General features: G+C 65.0%; 23 protein-coding genes. 10 read left to right on the top strand and 13 right to left on the bottom strand.

The window, feature by feature from the left end:
• Window positions 1-84: 84 nt before the first annotated feature.
• A complete protein-coding gene (locus QK287_RS09305) occupies window positions 85-996 on the bottom strand; it encodes a methyltransferase domain-containing protein (protein ID WP_226775834.1) in 912 nt (303 codons plus the stop codon).
• Window positions 997-1,104: 108 nt separating this feature from the next.
• Here QK287_RS09305 and QK287_RS09300 point away from each other — a divergent pair, with 108 nt between their 5' ends.
• Complete coding sequence (locus QK287_RS09300; protein WP_226775833.1) at window positions 1,105-3,198, top strand: S9 family peptidase; 2,094 nt, start codon at window positions 1,105-1,107, stop codon at window positions 3,196-3,198.
• A gap of 50 nt (window positions 3,199-3,248) precedes the next feature.
• On the opposite strand, the gene QK287_RS09295 is transcribed toward QK287_RS09300, so the two are convergent.
• Together QK287_RS09295 and QK287_RS09290 are read right to left on the bottom strand one after the other, a co-directional pair.
• Window positions 3,249-3,920, bottom strand: coding sequence for a peptide deformylase (locus tag QK287_RS09295; protein WP_226775832.1), 672 nt, complete (start codon window positions 3,918-3,920; stop codon window positions 3,249-3,251).
• A 9-nt stretch (window positions 3,921-3,929) separates the two neighbouring features.
• Window positions 3,930-4,889 (bottom strand): hypothetical protein, encoded by a 960-nt coding sequence (locus QK287_RS09290; protein ID WP_282359910.1) that lies wholly within the window; start codon window positions 4,887-4,889, stop codon window positions 3,930-3,932.
• Between the two features lie 71 nt (window positions 4,890-4,960).
• On the opposite strand from QK287_RS09290, the gene QK287_RS09285 reads away from it, so the two are divergent.
• Window positions 4,961-5,365, top strand: coding sequence for a nuclear transport factor 2 family protein (locus tag QK287_RS09285; RefSeq protein ID WP_226775830.1), 405 nt, complete (start codon window positions 4,961-4,963; stop codon window positions 5,363-5,365).
• A gap of 46 nt (window positions 5,366-5,411) precedes the next feature.
• On the opposite strand, the gene QK287_RS09280 is transcribed toward QK287_RS09285, so the two are convergent.
• The 3 genes from QK287_RS09280 to QK287_RS09270 are packed head-to-tail and all read right to left on the bottom strand — an operon-like array spanning window position 5,412 to window position 8,481.
• A complete protein-coding gene (locus QK287_RS09280) occupies window positions 5,412-6,545 on the bottom strand; it encodes an FAD-dependent monooxygenase (protein ID WP_282359909.1) in 1,134 nt (377 codons plus the stop codon).
• Window positions 6,538-7,239 (bottom strand): class I SAM-dependent methyltransferase, encoded by a 702-nt coding sequence (locus tag QK287_RS09275; protein WP_282359908.1) that lies wholly within the window; start codon window positions 7,237-7,239, stop codon window positions 6,538-6,540. Before QK287_RS09275 ends, QK287_RS09280 begins: the two co-directional genes overlap by 8 nt.
• Window positions 7,240-7,245: 6 nt before the next feature.
• Window positions 7,246-8,481: a type III polyketide synthase gene (locus QK287_RS09270; RefSeq protein ID WP_226772958.1), complete on the bottom strand. Its 1,236-nt coding sequence runs from the start codon at window positions 8,479-8,481 to the stop codon at window positions 7,246-7,248.
• 131 nt (window positions 8,482-8,612) lie between these two features.
• Between QK287_RS09270 and QK287_RS09265 the strand changes: the two genes are divergently transcribed.
• Entirely contained in the window at window positions 8,613-11,006 is a 2,394-nt protein-coding gene (locus QK287_RS09265; RefSeq protein WP_282359907.1) for an excinuclease ABC subunit UvrA, read from the top strand.
• Window positions 11,007-11,025: 19 nt separating this feature from the next.
• On the opposite strand, the gene QK287_RS09260 is transcribed toward QK287_RS09265, so the two are convergent.
• From QK287_RS09260 to QK287_RS09245, 4 genes are all read right to left on the bottom strand, one after another.
• Window positions 11,026-11,943: a cation diffusion facilitator family transporter gene (locus QK287_RS09260; protein WP_226772961.1), complete on the bottom strand. Its 918-nt coding sequence runs from the start codon at window positions 11,941-11,943 to the stop codon at window positions 11,026-11,028.
• Window positions 11,940-12,116, bottom strand: coding sequence for a hypothetical protein (locus QK287_RS09255; protein ID WP_226772963.1), 177 nt, complete (start codon window positions 12,114-12,116; stop codon window positions 11,940-11,942). The genes QK287_RS09260 and QK287_RS09255 overlap by 4 nt, the downstream gene beginning before the upstream one ends.
• Window positions 12,117-12,336: 220 nt before the next feature.
• Complete coding sequence (locus QK287_RS09250) at window positions 12,337-12,573, bottom strand: hypothetical protein (protein WP_226772965.1); 237 nt, start codon at window positions 12,571-12,573, stop codon at window positions 12,337-12,339.
• A 196-nt stretch (window positions 12,574-12,769) separates the two neighbouring features.
• On the bottom strand, window positions 12,770-13,072 hold the full coding sequence (locus QK287_RS09245) for a DUF4193 domain-containing protein (protein ID WP_226772966.1): 303 nt from the start codon (window positions 13,070-13,072) through the stop codon (window positions 12,770-12,772).
• 319 nt (window positions 13,073-13,391) lie between these two features.
• Here QK287_RS09245 and QK287_RS09240 point away from each other — a divergent pair, with 319 nt between their 5' ends.
• The gene (locus tag QK287_RS09240) at window positions 13,392-13,832 is read left to right on the top strand and encodes a DUF3054 domain-containing protein (RefSeq protein WP_226772967.1); all 441 of its coding nucleotides are present in this window, start codon (window positions 13,392-13,394) and stop codon (window positions 13,830-13,832) included.
• A 99-nt stretch (window positions 13,833-13,931) separates the two neighbouring features.
• On the top strand, window positions 13,932-14,213 hold the full coding sequence (locus QK287_RS09235) for an Lrp/AsnC ligand binding domain-containing protein (RefSeq protein WP_226772968.1): 282 nt from the start codon (window positions 13,932-13,934) through the stop codon (window positions 14,211-14,213).
• A gap of 56 nt (window positions 14,214-14,269) precedes the next feature.
• Here the strand turns inward: QK287_RS09235 and trpD are convergent, their stop codons facing one another.
• Window positions 14,270-15,328 (bottom strand): anthranilate phosphoribosyltransferase, encoded by a 1,059-nt coding sequence (trpD, locus tag QK287_RS09230; RefSeq protein ID WP_226772969.1) that lies wholly within the window; start codon window positions 15,326-15,328, stop codon window positions 14,270-14,272.
• A gap of 112 nt (window positions 15,329-15,440) precedes the next feature.
• On the opposite strand from trpD, the gene QK287_RS09225 reads away from it, so the two are divergent.
• The 4 genes from QK287_RS09225 to QK287_RS09210 all read left to right on the top strand — a co-directional run bounded on the left by QK287_RS09225 (window position 15,441) and on the right by QK287_RS09210 (window position 19,816).
• On the top strand, window positions 15,441-16,115 hold the full coding sequence (locus tag QK287_RS09225) for a heme-copper oxidase subunit III (protein WP_226772970.1): 675 nt from the start codon (window positions 15,441-15,443) through the stop codon (window positions 16,113-16,115).
• An 86-nt stretch (window positions 16,116-16,201) separates the two neighbouring features.
• The gene (locus tag QK287_RS09220) at window positions 16,202-16,987 is read left to right on the top strand and encodes a c-type cytochrome (RefSeq protein ID WP_226772971.1); all 786 of its coding nucleotides are present in this window, start codon (window positions 16,202-16,204) and stop codon (window positions 16,985-16,987) included.
• A gap of 101 nt (window positions 16,988-17,088) precedes the next feature.
• Window positions 17,089-18,159, top strand: coding sequence for a Rieske 2Fe-2S domain-containing protein (locus tag QK287_RS09215; RefSeq protein ID WP_226772972.1), 1,071 nt, complete (start codon window positions 17,089-17,091; stop codon window positions 18,157-18,159).
• A complete protein-coding gene (locus QK287_RS09210) occupies window positions 18,137-19,816 on the top strand; it encodes a cytochrome bc complex cytochrome b subunit (protein WP_282359905.1) in 1,680 nt (559 codons plus the stop codon). Before QK287_RS09215 ends, QK287_RS09210 begins: the two co-directional genes overlap by 23 nt.
• Before the next feature lie 314 nt (window positions 19,817-20,130).
• On the opposite strand, the gene QK287_RS09205 is transcribed toward QK287_RS09210, so the two are convergent.
• Window positions 20,131-20,922, bottom strand: coding sequence for a GntR family transcriptional regulator (locus QK287_RS09205; RefSeq protein WP_226772975.1), 792 nt, complete (start codon window positions 20,920-20,922; stop codon window positions 20,131-20,133).
• Between the two features lie 164 nt (window positions 20,923-21,086).
• Here QK287_RS09205 and QK287_RS09200 point away from each other — a divergent pair, with 164 nt between their 5' ends.
• Window positions 21,087-21,380 carry an HPr family phosphocarrier protein gene (locus tag QK287_RS09200; protein WP_226772976.1) on the top strand — a complete coding sequence of 98 codons (294 nt, stop codon included), beginning with the start codon at window positions 21,087-21,089 and terminating at the stop codon, window positions 21,378-21,380.
• A 118-nt stretch (window positions 21,381-21,498) separates the two neighbouring features.
• Here the strand turns inward: QK287_RS09200 and QK287_RS09195 are convergent, their stop codons facing one another.
• Window positions 21,499-21,900 (bottom strand): cytochrome c oxidase subunit 4, encoded by a 402-nt coding sequence (locus QK287_RS09195; RefSeq protein WP_226772978.1) that lies wholly within the window; start codon window positions 21,898-21,900, stop codon window positions 21,499-21,501.
• Between the last annotated feature and the right edge of the window lie 163 nt (window positions 21,901-22,063).

Raw genomic sequence — 22,063 nt, 5'->3', positions numbered from 1 at the left:
GCCCCAGGGGCTGCAGGCGCAGACCCTCAGTTACTCTCATTCCATCCTAAGCCGATAGGCAAGCCGTGCGGAGGGCCGCAGAAATCAGTTTGCGAAAGTGGCCAAGTCGTTATCTGCGGCTTTGGCGCGCGGCTCAAAGACACTGATCCGGAACCGGGCAGAGACGGCTGTGCGCGGCGGCAGCCCGGCCGCGAAGGCCAGCAGGGCATCCCGGTTCAGATGGTGCCCGGCGGGGCCCATCAGGGCCAGCCGAAGGACGTCGTCCGGGGAGAGCAGCAGCGGCACATCCAGATCGTCGGTGGAGAGCGTCGAAAAGTGTCCTTCGAGTGAGGCCGCGAGCCGTTCGTCCTTTGTCGGCTCGATCCCAAGCATGCCGGACTGGCCTGCCACCTCTTGGAGATGTCCCGGCCGCGGAGTCACCACAATCAACCGGCCGACAGGGCGCAGCACCCGGACAAACTCATTTGGGTTGCGCGGCGCGAAGACCACAGTGATGACATCGACGCTGCCGTCACCCAGCGGCAGCGGCTGCCACACGTCGCTGACGAGGTTTACCGCCTCGGGGTTCAGTTTCGCGGCCCTGCGGAGGGCGAACTTAGAGATGTCCAGGCCGATCGCCCGGGCGGGCGTCCGGTCCAGCGCGGCCTGGTCCAGCACAGCCCGGAGATAGTGGCCGGTGCCCGTTCCTGCGTCCAGCACAACCGGAGGCGTTTGCGGGTCAACGCCTGCGAGGAAGCGGGCGGACAGTTCCGCCACGGCATCCGCGAGCGGACGGTAGTGGCCGGCGCCGAGGAATTCGAAGCGCGCCGCCACCATGTCGGCCGAATCGGCTTCGAATACGGTGCCTTTACCAACGAGGAAGTTGAAGTACCCCTGCTTCGCGGCGTCGAAGCTGTGCCCGGCAGGACACTTCAGGGCCGGCACGCCAGGTCCGCCGGGAGCCAGCCGGGCCCGGCAGACCGGGCAGAGCAGCAAGTCGGGGGAAACGGGGGGCATACTGTCCATCCTAGGTGGCCGGTCCGCGGCGGCGGCGTTCCAGAACGGCACAGCGCCGCCGACGTGAGCTATTTCACTGCCGGGGAAACTGGGGCTAGGCTCGCACACGTGAAATCCGAACATCTGCCGCTGCTGAATTCCGTGTCCGCCCCTGCCGTGCATCCAGACGGCGGGCACGCCGTGGTCTCCGTGATCCGGCCCGATTTCGATGCCGACGCCTACGTTGGGCAACTCTGGACGGTGCCGCTGGGACCGGGTCAGGCTCCGCGCCGCCTGACCCGCGGATTCCGCGACACCGCTCCGGACTTCTCACCGGACGGACAGATGCTGGCCTTCCTGCGCGCCGCGGACGGTGGAAAACCTCAACTCCACATTGTCGAGGCCGGCGGCGGGGAACCGCTGCCAGTCACCGGCGCACCGCTGGGAGTGTCCCAGTTTGCCTGGTCGCCGGACTCCCGGCAAATTGTCTACGGGGCCAGAACCCCGGAAAACGGCCGCTACGGCAGCACCCCCGGGGTATCCGCCGGCAGCGAGGACGCCCGGCTGATCACCGACTACAAGTACCGCATGAACGGCGTCGGATACACTGCGGACCAGCCAGTGCAGCTCTTCCTGGTCGAAGTGCCCGATCTTGGCGCTGAACCCAAGGTGGTGCCAACGGGCCGGGCTTTGAAGTCCGGCACCGCAGTTGCCGACGGCGGCACACCCGGTGTTGGTCTCCCGGCCGCACGGCAACTAACCACGGCTGCCACAGACCACACCGGTGCGGGTTTCAGCGCCGACGGGCTGGCAATCTATTTTGTCGCGGCCCTGCATCGTGGCAGCGACGCCGACCTTGCGAGCGGCATCTACCGCCTGGACACCGGCGACGGCACCGGGGGAGCCGAGCCGCTGGCCGTGGTACCGGAGAACACCGGCCGGCAGGACGTGCACGCCGTCCGCGCGTCGCCGGACGGACACCGGCTGTTTTTCCTCGCCCAGGAATTGGGCGCCTCGGGCCTGGACTTCGTGGCACGCAACACCGCTCTTTACGTGCTGCCGGCCGGCGGCGGCGACGCCACCCGGCTGAGCGACGCCGAGACGATGGACCTGAGCTGCAACGGCAGGATCGAACTGTCCGGCCCTGACGCGGTGCTGCTGCTCAATACTGTCTGCGGAACGGTCGAAGTGATCGAGTTCCACGCCTCCGGGAAGCACCAGGTGCTGGTTAGCGGAAAACGGGTGGCCACCGGCGCCGCGGCGTCGGGCGGCTCGCTGGTGGTCAGTTTCACGGACGCGGCGACGGCGGGGGACACTGCTGTGCTTGCGGGCGGACAGCTCCGGATCCTGACCGATTTCTCCGCGGCGCTGCGTTCCGGCCCCGGAATCATCAAGCCTCTGGAGTTCACAGTCCCCTCAGCAGACGGCTACCCCGTCCACGGCTGGCTTGTGCAGCCGCCGGGGCGCGGACCGCACCCGGTGCTGCTGAACATCCACGGCGGCCCGTTCGCCCAGTTCACCGGCGCGCTGTTCGACGAAGCACAGGTCTACGCCGCGGCGGGCTACGCGGTCCTGATGTGCAACCCCCGCGGTTCCGCCGGCTACGGACAAGACCACGGACGGGCCATCAAGGAAAAGATGGGAACCCTTGACATGCAGGACGTCCTGGCCTTCCTCGACGGCGCGCTCAGCACGTTCGAGGAGCTCGATGCCGGGGCGCTCGGCATTATGGGCGGGTCCTACGGCGGCTACCTCACCGCGTGGACCATCAGCCACGACCACCGCTTCAAAGCCGCCATTGTGGAGCGTGGATTCCTCGATCCCGTGAGCTTCGTCGGCTCCTCGGACATCGGCTGGTTCTTCGGCGGGGAGTACACCGGGCGCGCGGCCGAACAGATGGCGGCGCAAAGCCCGATGTCCCGGGTGGACCGGGTGCGCACCGCCTCGCTTGTGATCCACAGCGAGGAGGACCTCCGGTGTCCGGTGGAGCAGGGCCAGCGGTACTTCACGGCGCTCAAACAGCACGGTGTGGAGGCCGCCTTCCTCGTCTTCCCGGGGGAGAACCATGAGCTCTCACGCACCGGAACACCGCACCACCGCAAGCAGCGTTTCGACCAGATCCTGCGGTGGTGGGCCCGGTACCTCCCCACGGCGGCCAATCCGGCCCCGGCGGACGTCAAGGCTGACGGCACCGCGGACGGCCCCGGCGGACGTCAAGGCTGACGGCACCGGCTCATGTCAAGGCTGACGGCCAGCCGGCCTTCAGTCGGAGTTCAGTCGGCGCTATCGCCCGGAAGGAAGCCGAGTTCCCGGCGGGCGAGACTGATGTCGGGCTGCGCCCAGCGTGCGGAATACTCGGCGTTGCTGCTGATCGAGCGCAGTTCGGCACGGTCAAGGTAGAGGATGCCGTGCACGTGGTCAGTTTCGTGCTGGACGATCCGTGCCTGCCAGCCACTGAATTCCCGCTGCTGCCGGCTGCCGTCCGCTGCGGTGAAGTCGAGCCGAACCCGTTCGGGCCGGTTGACTGCGGCCTGAAGTCCGTGCAGCGACAGGCAGCCTTCGTAAAAGGCCACTGTGGTGCCGCCAAGTGGCTGGTAGCTCGGGTTGAGCATGGCAAAAAAGGGCAACGGCTCCCGTCCGCGGACAGCGGCGACGTCGGGATCGACGTCGAACTGGTCCTCGAGAACCGCGAGCTGCAGCGGGACGCCAAGCTGTGGTGCTGCCAGGCCCACGCCGGGTGCCTTATGCATAACGCTGCGCATCAGGTCGATCAACTGGCCCAGCTCGGCGTCACTCACCTGGCCGCTGAACGGCGCGGCGAGCTGCCTGAGCACCGGATGCCCGGCCTGGACAATGCCCGGAAGCACCCCGGCGGACAGTAGCTGCTGGACAGTTTCATGGATGCGGGCGGCGCTGAAGTCAGTGGGCTTGGCGTCGGAATACATGCCAACAGACTACTTGCGTCCGCAGGCGGCCGTAATAAAGTCGTAGATGCGTCCACGCAGCAGCGCGCCGGCGTCAACTTTCAAGACTCCCTCCCGTCCCCCCGAAGAGACACGGAGGGGGAGCAAAGTGCCCACTTTATCTTCAGCGACGGCGTGCGGATCGCAGCGTGCGGGTCGGATCACCAGCCGGAATTGCTGGCCGGCACCACCGGCGCTGATCGAGACAGAGCGCGGCCAGGGGTGGCTCGGGTCCTCGTCGAGCAGGGTTGTCCCGTCGATCCGGTCGATGGTCAGGCTTCCGAGCGAGCCGGGGTTCACGGCGCCCGGGACGCTGCGCGGTGTGACGTCAAGGCGCAGGACGGCGCTCTTGGCGTCAGCGGAGACCTCAAGTTCCGTTTCCAACCGGAGGTCAGCGACCGCACCGGCGGCCTGGGCAAGACACATTTCCGCGTTGTTCCGGTCCATCACGCCGTAGGGGTCGCCGGCGGTGACCGTCGAGGTGTGAACTGCTCCGCCGGCAACGGCCAGGCCCAGTGAAACATCCGGTCCCGCGCCCGGCGGCAGGGTCCGGATTCCGCAGTCCGGGGCACGCAGTTGGGCTGGCAGGATCTTGGTCTGGCCCGGTGGAATTTCGATTCCGCCGGGGGCTGCCTGCCACGGGATCGTGCCGGAAAAGAGCGGGCTGGCAACCCCTGCGCTGAGCACGGTCACCGGACCGTCGGTGTTGTTCGTGAGTTGCACGGCAATGATCTGCCGGCTGTAGTTGTCGCGGAGCTGGTTGATCTCGACAGTGATGGGTAAGGCGGCAGCCGACGTTGGTGGTGCGTTGACGGGACCGACGGGGCGGGTGGCGCCCGCGCTGCATGAGGCCGTCAGCGCAAGGCACACCATGGCCGCGGCACGCCTACACACCGGAATCCGATGGTTTTCGCCGGGAGGGCGCCGCACGAGCGGAAGAAGTCGGCCCATAGAATCAGTGTATTCCGGCCGCGGGCCGGTGCGGCGGCGCCTCGCGGCCGTCATCGGCTAGTCTCGTTGCCATGACGTCACCGACCCCCCTGGAATCTGTCCTGAACTTCCTGCGGGCTATTGAGGCCAACGGCGGCCCGGCGGAGATCGCCCCGCTTCTCGCCGAAGACTATACGCTGAGCGAGGCACCGCATCTGCTGGCACCGGCAGGTGCCGCGAGGAACCGCGACGAGGCCTTGGCCGGGGCCGCGGCAGCCCATCAAGTCGTCTCGGGGCAGTGCTTCTTGGTTCGCCGCACAACCTGCGAAGGGACCCGGGTGGTGCTGGAAGCCGACTGGAGCGCCACCTTGCTGATGGACCTGCCGCACTGGAACAGCGGCGAGGTCATCCGGGCCAGGATCGCTGCCGTCTTTGAGGTCCGGGACGGCACGATTGTCAGCCAAGACAGTTACGACTGCTACTTCACCCCGGCCTGAGTTACGCTCTCCGGCGTCCTGCCGGGTCGTCGCGGCGGGCGGGCCCTCACTGCATGGTGAACCGGCGGGCCACAAAGTTCTTTACGGCGGGCACGGCAGCGGCCGCCGCAATCGCGCGGTTCCGCGCAGACCATGGCACCGCCGGCAGCGGCCGCCCCAGCGCCATGTTGATCTCGGCCTGGCGGGCTGCCCGGGCGGCCGCAGCAATACGTCCGGCCTCGAAGGACCGCAACTGCGCACCCACGTCCGCGCCCGCCAGCGCCGCCAGCACAAGGGGAGCCAGCGCCGCGGCGTCGAGCCAGCCCAGGTTCATGCCCTGACCGCCGATCGGGCTGATCTCGTGGGCGGCGTCACCGATCAGGATTGTGCGGCCGGCCACCATGGTGCGGACCAGGCGGGTACGCACGCCAAATCGGCTCAGCATACTGTGGCCCGAGGGATCGACGTCGATCCCGGTCCGCTGCCTGACCAGCTGCACCAGCCCGGCGGCGTCCGTGCCGTTCCCGGAGCCCGTCACGCGCACTACCCAGCGGCGTAACGACCCCGGCAGCGGGAAGGACTCCACGATTCCCGCGGATTCCAGGAACAGGGCGGCATCCGCACCGAACCCTGTGGTGTCGGCAAAGTCGCCCATCAGGTAGCTGTCCGGATAGTCCCTCGCCCGGACAGCCGTGCCGAGCTGCGCACGGACTGTGGACCGGACGCCGTCGGCGGCAATAACAAAGGACGCCGAGTAGCGGCGGACCGATCCCGCTGCGGTGGCGTCGGCTGCGACCAGGCCGCCGTCCTCGTGCAATCCCGTGAGCTGGACCCCGCGGTGGAGGGCTGCGGGGTCCAGCTGCCGGACGCGGTGTTCCAGGATGGCCTCCGTCCTGGCCTGCGGCAGGGAGAGGACAAACGGATAGCTGTCCGAAACCCCGGCGAACGACATCCGTGCGAGTGTCCGGCCGCCGCCGAGGGCGACGCCGTTCCGGATCGGCACCCCTTCGGCCGCCAGGACTGCTGCCACACCGACCCCGTCGAGCGCGTCCAACGAGGGGGGATGGATGCCGATCGCCCGGGAGTGCGGTTCCGGGACTGCCCGACGTTCCAGGATCCGGACGCTGGCTCCCCGCTGGAGCAGCAGCGCGGCCATAAACAGGCCCACCGGGCCACCGCCGACCACAAGAACATCAACCACCGGCGGGAACCGCCTCACGGATCAGCAAGTTCCGGAAAGGGGCCCGGCTGAGGACAGTCCAGCCGGGCGGAACTGCCTTGCGCAATTCTGCTGCGGTGTAGCTGCGGCGGATGGAGGTGAGGCCGTCGGGCCTGATGTACGAGCCGGCAAACGGCCAGGACCCGGCAAAAAAGAGCCCGTACGCGGCCGCGCTGCGCCGGAGATCGTTGTGGATGACGGTGCCGTGGCTGAGCGCGGCGGACTCGGCGAGGAACACCGGAAGCTCATGCTCGGCCACGTGGTGGAGCACATGGTTGGACACGACCAGGTCAAAGCTGAGGCCTTCGAAGCCCAGCTCCGCAGCTGTGCAGCTGCGGAACTTCACGCCAGTGGACGAATGGCGTTCCGCGGCGAAGCGGCCGGCGCGGGGATCCGGATCAATAGCAGTGATCTCCAGGCGGAGGCCGTCTCTGGCCGCCCAGCGGGAAAGCATCACCGGCACGTCGCCGCCGCCGCAGCCAATGTCCAGCAGGGTGGCAGGGACGCCGGGGCGCAGGCGCGGCCGGAGCTGGCGAAGGTAGAGGCTGCGCCAGCCGGAGACGGCGCGGTTCACCAGGGCGAACTGGGCATAGGTGCGCTCCAGCCGGGCAGGGTCACAGTCGGGCAGGTCCATTTCCTCGACGGCGTGTGCCGCCCGTGCACGCAGGCTCAGCACCGAAACTCAGGCCAGGGCAGATTCCGGCTGCGGGGACCCGGCACCGACCGATTCCGCGGTCTGTACCGGGTCCCCGCCGCGCTTGGGAGCACCGCGCTGGACACTGCCGAGCTTCGTGAAGAGTGCGGATTCAACCGTCAGTCCGGGGCCGAACGCCATCGAACAGATCCGTTCGCTGCCGCCCTCGACCCCTTCCGCCGGCGGCAGGTCCAGGATGTGCCGGAGCACAAACAGCACTGTGGCGCTGCTCATGTTCCCGTAGTTGCGCAACGTCTCACGTGCCGGGACCAGCTGCTCATCGCTGAGGTCCAGCCTGGACTGGACCTTATCCAGGATGCTGCGGCCGCCAGGATGGATAGCCCAGTGCCGGATACCGCGGTAGGGCAAGCCCAGCAAGGCTCCTTCCCGGGCGAGCAGTGGTTCCAGGGCGCCGATGATGTGGTCATCAATAATGTGCGGGACGTAATTTCCCAAGACCATCTCGAAGCCCTCGTCGCCGATATTCCAGGCCATGGATTCCTCCCCGACCGGCGTCAGCACCGTCTCGAAATGGTCCAGCTGCAGCAGAGCGGGCTCGTCCGGGTCCTCAAGGGCAGTCACGATGGCGGCGGCGGCTCCGTCGGCGAACAACGCCGAACCCATGATGGTGTCCGGGTCGTTAGAGGTGCGCACGTGCAGCGAACAAAGTTCGGCGCAGACGACCAGGACGACGGCGTCCGGATCCGCCTCGCAGAAGGACTTGGCTGCCCGCAATGCGGGAAACGCCGCGTAGCAGCCCATAAATCCCAGGTGGTAGCGCTGCACCGCAGGATTCAAGCCGAGGGCACGGACGATTTTGTAGTCCGGTCCTGGGTTGAAGAAGCCGGTGCAAGACACCGTGACGAGGTGTGTGATGCCGGCCGGAGAGATTCCGGGGCAGGCGTCCAGGGCCTTCCGGGCCGCCTCGATAAAGAGTTTGGTGGCCTCGGCGGCGAAGATGTCGTTGCGGACCTTAGTACTGGGGCTCAACAGCAGCCCTGTGCCGGCGTCGAAAAACCGTGGATTCTCCGCTTGGAAGTCCTTTGTCAGTTCATCAACAGCGGTGTGGCGGGTGTCGATTGCGGCGGAATCGAAGCACGTGCTGACCAGCCGGGTACCGAGTCTGGTCAGTCCCGGTTGGGCGGCAAAAACATCCCGTGCTTCCGTCTGGATCAAGACAGTTGGCGGGACAGCAGTTTCCAGGGACCTCAAGTAGACCGTCATGGTTCATTCTCAGGGAGGCCTGCGCAGAAGACAATGGATGTCAGCTGACGATGCGTTGTCGAAGCTGGTTAGATTGAGCCAGGTGACCCGGCGGAGACTGCGGCCGCGGCGCCCCACGGGATGGAGTCACAATGAGCACGGCACCGACGCCGGATACCCAGTCGCCCGCGCTGCACGTTGCGGACCGCCACGATCTGATCCGGGTGGTAGGTGCACGCGAGAACAATCTCAAGGACATTAACCTGGAGATCCCGAAACGGCGGCTCACGGTGTTCACCGGGGTCTCCGGCTCCGGAAAAAGCTCGCTGGTGTTCGCGACTATCGCCGCGGAGTCGCAGCGGATGATCAACGAGACGTACAGCGCCTTTGTGCAGGGCTTTATGCCTTCACTGGCACGGCCGGACGTCGACATCCTGGAGGGCCTCACCACAGCGATCATCGTCGACCAGGAGCGGATGGGCGCCAACCCGCGCTCCACAGTGGGTACCGCCACCGACGCCAACGCGATGCTGCGCATCCTCTTCAGCCGGCTCGGACAGCCATACATCGGCTCGCCCACCGCGTTCGCGTTTAACGTCCCGACGCGCAAGGCGAGCGGAGTGATGAGTACCGAAAAGGGCGGCAGGGTCGAGCGGAACGTGGTGCGGGACGTGGTCTACCAGGGCGGCATGTGTCCGCGCTGCGAGGGCTTGGGCTCGGTCACCGATTTTGATCTCTCGGCGCTGTACGACGACAGCAAGTCCCTCAACGAAGGTGCGCTGACCATCCCCGGCTACAGCATGGACGGCTGGTTCGGCCGCATTTTCGGCGGCTCCGGATTCTTCGACATGGACCGGCCGATCGGCAAGTTCACCAAGAAGCAGCTGCACGATCTGCTCTACAAAGAGCCGACCAAGATCAAGGTCGAAGGAATCAACCTGACCTACGAGGGGCTGATCCCCAAGATCCAGAAATCCATGCTGGCCAAGGACCCGGAAGCCATGCAGCCACACATCCGCGCCTTCGTCGAGCGGGCCGTCACCTTCACGACCTGCCCGGAGTGTGACGGAACCCGGCTCAGCAAAGAGGCGCGTTCCTCGAAGATCAACGGCAAGAACATTGCTGACGTCTGCGCCCTGCAGATTAGCGACCTCGCCGGCTGGGTCCGGGATCTGGACGAGCCGTCAGTGGCCCCGCTGCTCACCGGGCTGCAGCACCTTCTGGATTCATTCGCGGAGATCGGGCTCGGCTACCTCTCGCTGGACCGGCCGGCCGGAACCCTGTCCGGGGGAGAGGCGCAGCGCGCCAAGATGATCCGGCACCTCGGCTCCTCGCTCACGGATGTTACATACGTGTTCGACGAACCGACGATCGGCCTGCACCCGCATGACATCGAACGGATGAACCGGCTGCTGCTGCAGTTGCGGGACAAGGGCAACACCGTGCTTGTGGTGGAGCACAAGCCTGAAACCATCTCGATCGCGGACCACGTCGTCGACCTTGGTCCCGGCGCCGGCAAGGGCGGCGGCGAGGTGGTGTTTGAAGGCAGCGTGGACGGGCTGCGGGGGAGCGACACCACAACCGGCCGCCATTTCGACGACCGGGCCACGCTGAAGGAGTCCGTGCGTACATCGCCGGCTGCGATGGAAGTCCGCGGCGCGGCGACGCACAACCTCAAGGACGTCGACGTGGACATTCCGCTCGGCGTCCTGTGTGTGCTCACCGGCGTCGCCGGTTCCGGCAAGAGCTCGATGGTCCAGGGCTCGATTGCCGGCCGGGACGGCGTCGTGGTGATCGACCAGGGAGCCATCCGCGGTTCACGCCGGAGCAACCCGGCGACTTACACCGGACTGCTCGAGCCGATCCGCAAGGCGTTCGCCAAGGCCAACGGCGTTAAGCCGGCACTCTTCAGCGCCAACTCCGAGGGCGCCTGCCCCGCCTGCAACGGTGCCGGTGTGATCTACACCGAACTGGGCGTTATGGCGACTGTCGAGTCCAGCTGCGAGGAATGCCAGGGCAAGCGGTTCCTTGCGTCTGTGCTGGATTTCACCCTGGGTGGCCGGAACATTGCCGAGGTGCTGGCCATGCCGGTGACCGAAGCGGCCGGGTTCTTCGAGTCCGCGGAGGCGGCGGTCCCGGCGGCCCATAAGATCCTCACCCGGCTTTCCGACGTCGGGCTGGGATACATCAGCCTCGGGCAGCCGCTCACCACCCTCTCAGGCGGGGAACGGCAGCGGCTCAAACTGGCCACCCAGATGGCCGAGCGGGGCAGCATCTACGTCCTTGACGAGCCGACGACCGGCCTCCACCTTGCCGACGTCGAGCAGCTGCTCGGTCTGCTGGACCGGCTTGTGGACTCCGGCAAGTCAGTCATCGTCATCGAGCATCACCAGGCCGTGATGGCGCACGCCGACTGGATTATCGACCTCGGACCCGGCGCCGGACACGACGGCGGCAGGATCGTGTTCGAGGGCACACCGGCGGACCTCGTCGCGGCCCGTTCCACCCTCACGGGCCAGCACCTCGCGGCCTACGTCAGCGCCTGAAAGCACCAGGTACCTCAAGTCAGTGCGGAATGCTCTCCTGGTCGCGGTGCGCGGCCGGCTCAATTTGGAACGTGGAGTGTTCGATACTGACGTCGAAGTGTTCGGCGACGCAGCGCTGCAGCTCCGCCAAAATGGTTCCCGCGTGGCCGTCCGTCATACACCCGTCCTCGACGGTGACGTGCGCCGAGAGGACGGGTGTGCCGGAGGCCACCAGTGAGGCATGCAGATCGTGGACGTCGATGACATGGGGGAGTGCGAGGATGTGTTCGCGGACCTGGGCCATATCCAGGCCCTGCGGGGCGTTTTCCATCAGCACATTAACGGTGTCGCGAAGCAGTTTCAGGGTTCGCGGGATGATAAGCGCCCCAATCAGCAGCGACACAACGGCGTCTGCCTGGACCCAACCGGTGACGGCGATAATGATGGCCGCAACAATGACGGCAACGGAACCGAGGGCGTCGTTGAGTACTTCCAGGAACGCCGCCTTCATGTTGAAGTTGTGGTTCCGCCCGGACGCGAGGACAACCAGTCCCACGGCGTTCCCGGCCAGCCCGATGATGCCGAACCACAGCATGGTGCCGCCGCCGACTTCGGCAGGCACGATCAGCCGCCGGATACCTTCCACGATGACGAATCCTCCGACGCCGAGCAGCAGCGCCGCCTGACCGGCGGCGGCGATGATTTCGGCGCGTTTGTAGCCCCAGGTGCGTTTGAGGGTTGCCGGTTTTAACGCCAGGGAGGCCGCGATGAGGGCGATCAGCAGTCCGGTGGAGTCGGTGAACATGTGGCCCGCGTCAGCCAGAAGCGCCAGGCTTCCCGTCAGGACAGCCCCGATGATTTCAGCGACCATCACGGTGAAAGTGATGGCAAAGACCAGGATCAGCTTGGCGCGGTTCCCGGCAGCGATTGCACCGTGATCGTGATCATGCCCGCTCATACGAGTGTCCCTACGGTGCACGCTGTGTTGCTGCCGGCGTCGAACTGGACCTGCGGGCGGCGTGGTTCAGCGCAGCTGTCGAGGGATTCAACGCTCAGGATCGCAGCCCTGCACGGAGCCGCCAGGGACTTTCCGAGGCGGGCCGGGACGTCGGTGCTGAACGGAATACGCATGCTGAAAGGATACAGAAGGTCGTGGATCCGGCGGCTTTGGGTTGCGCAACGTCCCGGCGAGGCAAAGCCGCGCAACTTGCGCGAGTCACGCTGGATCCAAGGCCACTTCCAGCGTTGCAGAAAACGCCGATAATCAACATTATGTCAAGTAGTCGCAAATTGCCGGGGGAAGTGGACCGGTAATATGTGGTGTCTGCCGAATCCTCCTGCGTTCTGCCGTTCAGCGCGGTTCGGGGACTTCGCCATTGCCGACGGCCTCGATCCAGTCCACACCCTCGTCGGAGAAATAGAAGTCACCGGCCCGGTACTCACCAGACCACCACGCTCCGGAATCGACGACCCCACCGGCCTGCGTAATCTCGGCAACCATCTCGGCCGGGACGGCGCCGCCGTTGTTCTCAATCAGCCAGTCCCGCGTTGCGGGTGCCAGCTTCGGCCACCACTGCTCGATACTCATAACCAAAGTCTGCCACTTCGGCAATCCGTTTACCCGACAGCTGGAGCGAAATCCAGCTACCCGGCAATCGCGTTCGGCCTGCACTCCGGGCCGCAGCTCCCCCACACCACCCAGGGTTCAGATATCGCCAAGGACGGCCGCTTCGAGCGCTACCGAAGGTGCGGGCCGCTCCCCCGGCAGCGGGTACACGGCCGTCCTATCCTTCGCACTCCGTGCAGTACGAGTGGCCGTTTTTCTTGCGTGCCAGCTGGGACCGGTGCCGGACCAGAAAACACGAGTAACAGGTGAATTCATCCTCGGCCTGGGGTATCACCTGCACAATGAGTTCCTCGGCCACAAACTCACCGCCGGGGGTAATGCCTTCATCCAGTGCATCGGATTCGTCCAGCTCGCGGACAACGCTGCGGGCATCCGGGGCGTTCGCGGACTGCAGCGCCTCCAACGAGCGGTCCTGTGATTCCTTAACGTCGGAACGTACTTCGTCGTAATCGGTTGCCACGGGAGTCCTTCTCTTTTCTGTCGTGCTTAACTAACGAAACTGCAACCTACACCATGGCCCTGATATTCCCTCCCTGCTTCGGGAGCCGGAAGCCGCCGTCCCCCGCTTCGGTCCTAGCGGCCGGTGGACTCCCCTGCCGTTTGCGTGCGCCAGGCCGACCTGCCATGCGGCAAGATTCGCGCCCGGTTCTGCACTCCGCCAGCCAGCGGCCTCGTTCTGCACGCGCCGGCCAGCCCGCCGGGGGCAGCCCCGCTGTGCCGCATTGAACCAGCCTGTGCTGATAACCGGCTTCAACGACAGCGCCGCTAGGCTTGGCAGCATGTCTTCCACAACGTCCCCGCTCCCCCGGACCTCCGGTACCGGCCGCCCTCTACTGCCCCGGACACGGCGCTCAGCGGTGTTGGCCGCCGGTGCCGACGCCGTTCTGATCCTGCTCTTCGCTGCCATCGGCCGGGACGCCCATCAGCGCGGGGACGTCGTCACCGGCGTGTTCGCCACCGCTTGGCCTTTCCTCGCAGGAGCGGCCCTGGCCTGGCTGGTCTTGCGACTCTGGCGCTCGCCCTTGTCCCTGGCACCCGCAGGCGTCGCCGTGTGGCTCGGCGCGGTGACGGTAGGTATGCTCCTGCGGGCGGTGACAGGGCAAACTGTAGTCCTGCCATTTATCATCGTGGCCCTGCTCAGCCTGGGCCTTTTGCTGCTCGGATACCGCCTGATAGCTGCCGGCGTCCGGCGGTTCACCACACGCCGTCGCCGGGCGTGATGGACTAGGCTGGCAGTGACACGGCCGGGGCCCCGAAGCACCCAACGGGAGCGCTGAAGTTGGCCGGCAACGACGCAACAGATCCGGAAAGGCTCACACGTGGTCACCGCTTTCGTCCTGATTAAGACAGATGCTTCCCGCATCCCGGAAACCGCGGAAGAAATCTCCGCTATCCAGGGGATCAGCGAGGTCTACTCCGTGACCGGCGAATGGGATCTCATTGCGATCGCACGGGTTCCGAAGCATGAAGACCTCGCGGACGTTATCGCGGACAGGCTCTCCAAGGTCTCCGGAGTGGTGCACACGACCACCCAGATCGCCTTCCGAGCCTATTCACAGCATGACCTGGACGCAGCCTTCGCACTCGGCTTCGACGAGTAGGTTCCCGCAGGCTTGCCCGCTTACGGGCCGGCCTGCGGGCCAGTTACGCCTGCGGGTCAGTTACGGGAAAGTGCGACCCAGCGGTCAAGCACGGCAGTAGCAGCACCAGACTGGACAGACTCTTCCGCGCGCTTGAGGGCCGCGGCCATCCGTTCGTTGAACGGGCCGGCCGCGTCCAGATCAAACGCCACGAGTCCGGCGGCAGCGTTCAGCAGTGCAGCGTCCCGTGCCGGTCCCTGCGCACCGGAGAGAACGGACCGGACGACGGCGGCGTTGGCCGCGGCGTCCCCGCCGCGCAGCTCCTCAAGAGTTGCCTGGCGGATGCCCAGCCCGCGCGGGTCGAACATCTCCTCGGTCACCTCGCCGTTCCTGATTTCCCACACCCGCGACGGGCCGGTAGTGGTCAGCTCGTCCAGTCCGTCATTCCCGCGGAACACCAGGCCCCGGCTCCCGCGCTTGGCCAGCACCCCCGCCACCAGCGGAGCCATCCGCACGTTGGCGACGCCGACCGCTGAGGCCTGCACGTTAGCGGGGTTGGTCATCGGACCCAGGAAGTTGAACGCCGTGGGGACCCCGAGTTCACGGCGGGCAACGGCCGCGTGGCGCATGGACGGATGGAACACCTGGGCGAAGCAGAAGGTGATGCCTGCCTCCTCAGCGTTAAGGGCCACCCTCGGGATCGGCAGGTCCAGCCGCACACCCAGGGCTTCAAGCACGTCCGCGGACCCGGAGGTCGAAGAGGCAGCACGGTTACCGTGCTTGACCACCTTGGCACCGGCGCCGGCGGCAATGAGTGCCGCCATGGTGGAGATGTTGACGGTGTTCTGCTGGTCACCGCCGGTTCCGACGATGTCCAGCTTCTGCCCGGAGATGTCCATGGGACTCGCGTTCGCGATCATGGCCGCCACCAGGCCCACGAGTTCATCCACGGTCTCGCCCTTGGCACGCAGGGCCACGAGGAAGCCTGCAACCTGGACGGGCGTCGCTTCCCCGGACATGATCGAGTTCATCGCCCACTCGGTGCTGCCGGCCGTGAGATCGGTACCGTCGATGAGTGCCTTGATGAGCCGCGGCCACGAGTTGACTGCCGCCTGTGCAGATGCCTGAGAAGTCACGTTCCGATGCTATCGAGGTGCGCACCGCAATGACCAATGTGAACCGCTCCGGGAACTTTTCCGCTCGAATTCGCGTCTTTGTAGAAAAAGTCCTCCCAAAACGCGGTTTGCGTTGGGCAGCAGGGACTTTTATAGACATAATGTCTATGTGACATCTGCGACCCATGCCCCCAGTACCCCGGCGCACCCGACGCTGAATCGCCCGAACATGGTTTCTGTTGGAACCGTAGTCTGGCTGTCCAGTGAGTTGATGTTCTTCGCCGGTCTCTTCGCCATGTACTTCACACTCCGTTCGACTTCCGGACAAATGTGGGCCGAAGAGACAGCCAAGCTCAACTTTCCCTTTGCGCTCGTCAACACGATCGTCCTCGTGGCCAGTTCCTTTACTTGCCAGATGGGCGTCTTCGCCGCTGAGCGGCTTCAGCCGCGCCGAAGCGGCGGCCCCCTCAGCTTCACCCGCTGGGGAATGAACGAATGGTTCACCGTGACTTTCATCATGGGTTCCTTCTTCGTGGCCGGCCAGGCAACCGAGTACGCCATGCTCGTTTCCGAGCATGTTTCCCTCTCCTCCAACGCTTATGGCTCGGCGTTCTACATCACCACCGGGTTCCACGGCCTGCACGTTATCGGCGGCCTGGTTGCCTTCCTCCTCATAATGGGACGGTCCTTCGCGGCGAAGAAGTTCGGCCACTTCGAAGCGACCTCAGCGATCGTCACCTCGTATTACTGGCACTTCGTTGACGTCGTCTGGATCGGGCTCTTCCTGGTCATCTATGTCCTCAAGTAGCACCACTTGCCACTCTTTCTACAAGAGGTAGAATTTCAAGTAGCGGCTCCCGGAGCCAACGCACGATCGAATAAAGGAACCACCACGTGAAGGCACTCTCGCAGAAGCGACGTCACCCGCTGGCAGCAATTGCACTGCTGCTGATGGGCCTCCTGGTCACTGGTGGGCTGTACGCCGTTGCCACGACCGTCAACCAGGCCAAGGCCACCACCAGCTTCAGCGCCAACGACGCAGAGGAGGGCGGCAAGCTCTTCGCCGCCAACTGCGCCACCTGCCACGGCATGGGTGCCAGCGGGTCCCAGTCCGGACCGTCCCTGGTAGGCGTCGGCGCCGCAGCCGTCGACTTCCAGGTCGGTACGGGCCGTATGCCCATGCAGATGAACGGCCCGCAGGCGTACAAGAAGCCGGCCCAGTTCAACGAAGAGCAGACCCACCAGCTTTCCGCATACGTTGCCTCGCTCGGCCCCGGCCCGTCCATTCCCGAGGCAGGTGTCCTCGATGAAAAGGGAGACGCCGCCAAGGGTGGCGAGCTGTTCCGCACAAACTGCGCCATGTGCCACAACGCCGCAGCTGCCGGAGGGGCCCTGACCCGTGGCAAGTTCGCCCCGGCCCTGGCCGACGTCACCGGCAAGCACATCTACGAAGCAATGGTCACCGGCCCGCAGAACATGCCGGTCTTCAGCGATGCCAACGTTTCCCCCGAAGGTAAGCGAGACATCATCACTTTCCTGAAGCAGATCGAAGCCAACGGGTCTCCCGGCGGTGCTGATCTGGGCGCCTTGGGCCCGGTGTCGGAAGGTCTGTTTGTCTGGATCGCCGGCCTCGGCGTTATCATCGCCTTCACCATCTGGCTGACGTCCCGGACGTCCTAGCCACCTGTTGCACCTGTAAGAGTTTTGCTGCTGACCCGTCGGCAGTTTGAATTGAAAGCTAACTCGGCAATCGCCGAGACGAGAGAGGGATGAGGCGAATTATGGGCAACCATAGTGACGGCAGTCCGAACCACTCGGGCACCGTAGCTACGGCTGGTCAAAATGAGGTGGAGAAGTTCCAGGACCCTGGACTTCCTCCGCACCGTTTGCGCCTGGCCGACACGGACCCGAAGGCCGCAAAGCGAGCAGAACGGCAGGTAGCCCTTCTTTTCGGTATCTCAGTCGTTGGCACCCTGATATTTTTGGTGGCTTACTTCGCCATCGATCTGGGAGATGACACCGCGATCGCGACGATCCGGTTGCAGAACGCGCTACTCGGCATCGGCACGGCCTTTGCGATGCTCGGCATCGGTACCGGCATTGTGCACTGGGCCAAGGCCCTTATGCCGGACCATGAAGTGTCGGAAGAGCGCCACGCGATCCGCACCGAAGAAGACCGCCAGGCCGCCGTCCGCATCGTCGACGACATCGTTGAGGAAACTGGCATCAAGCGCCGGCCCCTGATCCGCAACACCCTGCTGGGCGCCGTCGCGCTGGCGCCGCTGCCTGCCCTTGCCGTCTTCGGCGACCTGGGTCCCCGTCCTGATAAGGCTCTGGCTCACACCATGTGGGCGCCCGAGGAGGGTAAGCTCAAGCGGCTTACCCGCGACCCCGACGGCACGCCCATCAAGGCCTCGGATGTCACCATCGGCTCGGCCTTCCACGTCATCCCTGAAGGGCTGAACGAGCTGAGCGAAGGCAAGCTGAACGAGAAGGCAAAGTCCGTCGTTCTGCTGATGCGTCTCAATCCTGAGTCGCTGAACCCGTCCGCCGGGCGTGAGGACTGGGGCTACAACGGCATCGTCGCGTACTCCAAGATCTGCACTCACGTTGGCTGCCCCGTTGCCCTGTACGAGCAGCAGACGCACCACCTGCTGTGCCCGTGCCACCAGTCAACCTTCGACCTCACCCGGGAATGCAAGGTTATCTTTGGCCCGGCCAGCCGTCCTCTCCCCCAGCTGCCCATTGCAGTCGACGCCGAGGGCTACCTGGTCGCCACCAGCGACTTCCATGAACCTGTTGGACCTAGCTATTGGGAGCGTGATGAGCATGAGCGCAGCAACAACGCCTGAGGCACCGGTCTTTGTCGCCACAACTAAAGGCGGCCGCATTACCGATTTCGTCGACCAGCGTGTTGGCGGCTCCGGTATGCTTCGAGAATTCGGCCGGAAGGTCTTCCCGGACCACTGGTCGTTTATGTTCGGCGAAGTGGCTCTTTATTCATTCGTCATCCTGCTTCTCTCGGGAACGTTCCTGACGTTCTTCTTCGATCCCTCCATGGCAGAGACCCACTATTCGGGTTCCTACACGCCGCTGAAGAACGTCGAAATGTCCGTCGCGTACAGCTCGTCGCTGGACATCTCCTTCGACGTTCGTGGCGGCCTGTTTATGCGCCAGGTCCACCACTGGTCCGCGCTGCTGTTTGTTGCTTCCGTCTCGGTGCATATGCTCCGTGTGTTCTTTACCGGCGCCTTCCGCAAACCGCGTGAAATGAACTGGGTGGTGGGCAGCGTGCTGCTCATCCTCGCAATGGCTGCCGGCTTCACGGGCTACTCCCTCCCCGATGATCTGCTGTCCGGAAACGGCCTGCGAATCATCGACGGCGTTATCAAGTCAATCCCGGTGATCGGCACGTACATCTCCTTCTTCCTCTTCGGCGGGGAATTTCCGGGCACGGCCATAATCGGCCGCTTGTACATGCTGCACATCCTGCTCGTTCCGGCGCTCATCCTCCTGATGATCGTGCTCCACCTGTTTATGGTTGTGGTGCACAAGCACACCCAGTACCCCGGCCCGGGACGCAACGACGGCAACGTCGTGGGCTACCCGCTTGGCCCGGTCTACGCTGCGAAGGCCGGCGGCTTCTTCTTCATCGTCTTTGGTGTCGTTGCGCTGATGGCTGGCTTCTTCACCATCAACCCGATCTGGAACTACGGCCCGTACGACCCCTCCCCCGTGTCCGCCGGCACCCAGCCCGACTGGTACATCGGTTTTGTTGACGGCGCCCTGCGCCTGATGCCGGGCACCTTCGGCGACTGGCATGTCGAGCAGATCTGGTTCGGTCACGTGTTTACGTTCAACGTCCTGCTGCCGGCGCTGGTCCCGGCCGGCATCTTGTTCACCCTTATGTTCACGTACCCTTGGATTGAACGCTGGATCACCAAGGACAACCGCGAGCACCACGTCCTGGACCGTCCCCGCAATGCGCCGACCCGGACGGCCATCGGCATGGCCGGGTTCGTCTGGTACTGCGTGATGTGGGCGGCCGCCGGTTCGGACCTCATTGCAACGCACTTCCACGTGTCGCTCAACGATGTCACCTACTGGCTGCGCGCGCTGTTCTTCATCGGCCCGATCCTCGCCTTTATAGTCACCAAGCGCGTTGCTCTGGCCCTGCAGCGCAAGGACCGCGAGATAGCCTTGCACGGCCGCGAAACCGGCCGCATCGTGCGGCTCCCGCACGGTGAATTCATCGAGGTCCACGCCCCGCTGGATGAGTACAAGCGCTACAAGCTCGTAGGCTTCGAGTCACCGTCTCCGTTGCCCGCGGAGCCGAACGCACACGGAGTCGTCGACAGAACGGAAAAGCGCCGTGCCAAGCTGTCGCAGCTGTTCTTTGAGGACCGCGTCGCGCCGGCAACTCCCGCTGAACTGGCAGCTGCCCACGGGGCCCACGGCGGGCACGAAGCAATTGAAACAGCGGATAATCAAAAGACACTCAGCCACTAACCTGCTGCAGTGATCCGCAGAAAGGCCCGGTCCTACAGGACCGGGCCTTTTTTGTGTATTGCCTTAGCCCCTCATCCACTTGACCGGCGCCTCGTTGTGGTTCCCGAGTTGTTTTGTTCCCAAGTGTCCGGGCCACCGTCCGGACGGCGACCATCGGCCCGCAGGACATGCCCACTGGTCACAGCAAGGACAGCGCACAAGGCCAATATGTCCACTGCCGGATCCCGCCACAGGACATGCCCACTGGCCACACCTAGGACAGCCCACAAGGCCCCACACGAGGGGCGGTGAAGGATCAGCGCGCCCAAGGGCTGCTAGGGGCGGTATCCCGAGGCGTAGTTGCGTGTCGGGCGGACACCGGGCCGCTGCAGCGGCACCCACAGCTTGTACCGGTCGGCCCGGTAGTACGACACCGAGTAATCAACCATGGCCCGAGCCACAAAGGCATGACGCTGGATTTTCAGCAGCGGAGACCCAACCTCCACGTTGAGCAAACGAGACGTTGACGGCGACGCAGCCGTGGCCTCGATCATGTCTTCTCCCCACTCCATCACCAGTCCGTACCGTTCGCTGAGGACGTTGTAGAGCGAGGTGGGCGGTTCGCCGTCGAGCAGGCCCGGTACCCGGTGGGCCGGAATGAAATTCTCGTCCACGCTCATGGGCTCGCTATCGGCAAGCAGCAGCCGCCGGAAGCGCACCAAGGGTGTCCCCTCCTCGAGCTGCAATTCACGGGCCAGGAATGCGCTCGCACCGATCTGCTCAAAGCTAAGCACCTTAGCCGCGGGAACCATGCCGCGGCGCTGCATTTCTTCGCTGTAGGAAGTGAGCTTGACCTGAAGGTCCAGTTTCGGCTTTCGGACAAAAGTGCCCAGCCCCACAACACGTTCGATGACTTCCTCGCCGACGAGGGCATCAATGGCTTGGCGTACCGTCATCCGGGCCAGACCAAAACGCAATGCGAGATCCCGCTCCGAGGGAAGCGCCGAGCCCGGCGGGCAAACACTTACGATGTGCGCCCTGATGATCTCCCTCAGCTGGACGTAAATGGGCGTTCCGTTGTGACGGTCGATTTCGCCGTCCATGCGCGAAGCATCAGTGGGCGCCATTTCACTGCCTTCCCGAATGAGCCATACCTCAAGATTAGGCCATGCCTGACCCCGGTCTAGACCACCAAGAAGTATAGGTTCGCCCGCGGGGCCGCCCGCCGATAGGCTTGAATGCGCTGGTCCCCCACCGGCCGAAATTCCCGTTGCGAGATAAAGGAAGACCATTGCCTGTTCGGACCGCAATCGTCAGGGCCCGTGTTGGACTGCATGCCAGACCGGCCGCCCGGTTCGTCCGTGCAGTCCTTGCCACCGGGCTTCCCGTCACCATCAGCAGGGACGGCAGGCCCGCCGTCGACGCCCGCTCACTGCTGGAAGTGATGACCGAGGACTTCCGCTTCGGGTGCTCAGTAGAGCTCTCCATTGCCGATGAATCCCTCCCGCATCAACGCAGCCCTGCCGCCGTAGAGAAGGCCCTGGAGAGTCTCAGGGACCTGGTGGAGTCATCTCTGGCCGGCTAGGTGCCCCGACCGGAGACTCGGCCGCCGCCCCGTCCAACAGGAAGCGTTAACGGCAGCGGGCCCCACCTCGATGGTGGGGCCCGCTGCCGTTGAATCCATGTTCGCGTCCGTGCGGACCTTAGTGCGCGTGATCTCCGCGGCTGTACTCGTAGACCCAGCCTACGAGGGCTACGACGGCGAGGCCGGCACCGATGTAGACGATCCAGAAACCCACCGCCATCCCAAGGAAGCCGGTGGCGCACGCCGTACCGAGAACCAGGGGCCACCAGCTCCAGGGGCTGAAGTGACCCTGTTCACCGGCGCCCTCATGGATTTCGGCGTCGCTGCGGTCCTCGGGACGCATCCCGACCCGCTTCCCCGTGAACGAAAGGTAGGCACCGATCATGCCTGCCAGGCCGGCGACCAGCATAATTCCGAGGAACCCAACGTACTCAGTCCAGCCGGTCAGAAACCCGTAGACCACTGACACCGGGACGAAAAAGAAGACTCCGAGGCCAAAAACCCTTGATTCAATCTTCACTTGGCGTTGTCCTTCTGGTCGGCGTTACCCAGCACGGCTGCGGCCGGGGAATCGGAGGTATCGACCGTGTAGGACTGGGAGAGCTCCGGGTGGTGGAGGTCCAGGGCGGGTCGCTCGGAGCGGATCCGCGGCAACGAGGTGAAGTTGTGCCGCGGCGGCGGGC

It is taken from the genome of Arthrobacter sp. AL05, assembly GCF_029960715.1.
Lineage (GTDB): Bacteria > Actinomycetota > Actinomycetes > Actinomycetales > Micrococcaceae > Arthrobacter.
Note: the sequence above shows the minus strand (reverse complement) of the source record. Positions and strands in the feature narration are given on the sequence as shown.

Bases quoted from the DNA above. Each gene is read 5' to 3' on its own strand.
- QK287_RS09295 (WP_226775832.1), bottom strand. From the start codon at position 3,920: ATGTATTCCGACGCCAAGCCCACTGACTTCAGCGCCGCCCGCATCCAT.
- QK287_RS09255 (WP_226772963.1), bottom strand. From the start codon at position 12,116: ATGCGTATTCCGTTCAGCACCGACGTCCCGGCCCGCCTCGGAAAGTCC.
- QK287_RS09270 (WP_226772958.1), bottom strand. From the start codon at position 8,481: ATGACGGTCTACTTGAGGTCCCTGGAAACTGCTGTCCCGCCAACTGTC.
- QK287_RS09285 (WP_226775830.1), top strand. From the start codon at position 4,961: ATGACGTCACCGACCCCCCTGGAATCTGTCCTGAACTTCCTGCGGGCT.
- QK287_RS09240 (WP_226772967.1), top strand. From the start codon at position 13,392: ATGTCTTCCACAACGTCCCCGCTCCCCCGGACCTCCGGTACCGGCCGC.
- QK287_RS09210 (WP_282359905.1), top strand. From the start codon at position 18,137: ATGAGCGCAGCAACAACGCCTGAGGCACCGGTCTTTGTCGCCACAACT.
- QK287_RS09205 (WP_226772975.1), bottom strand. From the start codon at position 20,922: ATGGCGCCCACTGATGCTTCGCGCATGGACGGCGAAATCGACCGTCAC.
- QK287_RS09305 (WP_226775834.1), bottom strand. From the start codon at position 996: ATGCCCCCCGTTTCCCCCGACTTGCTGCTCTGCCCGGTCTGCCGGGCC.
- QK287_RS09215 (WP_226772972.1), top strand. From the start codon at position 17,089: ATGGGCAACCATAGTGACGGCAGTCCGAACCACTCGGGCACCGTAGCT.
- QK287_RS09265 (WP_282359907.1), top strand. From the start codon at position 8,613: ATGAGCACGGCACCGACGCCGGATACCCAGTCGCCCGCGCTGCACGTT.
- QK287_RS09250 (WP_226772965.1), bottom strand. From the start codon at position 12,573: ATGAGTATCGAGCAGTGGTGGCCGAAGCTGGCACCCGCAACGCGGGAC.
- QK287_RS09260 (WP_226772961.1), bottom strand. From the start codon at position 11,943: ATGAGCGGGCATGATCACGATCACGGTGCAATCGCTGCCGGGAACCGC.
- QK287_RS09290 (WP_282359910.1), bottom strand. From the start codon at position 4,889: ATGGGCCGACTTCTTCCGCTCGTGCGGCGCCCTCCCGGCGAAAACCAT.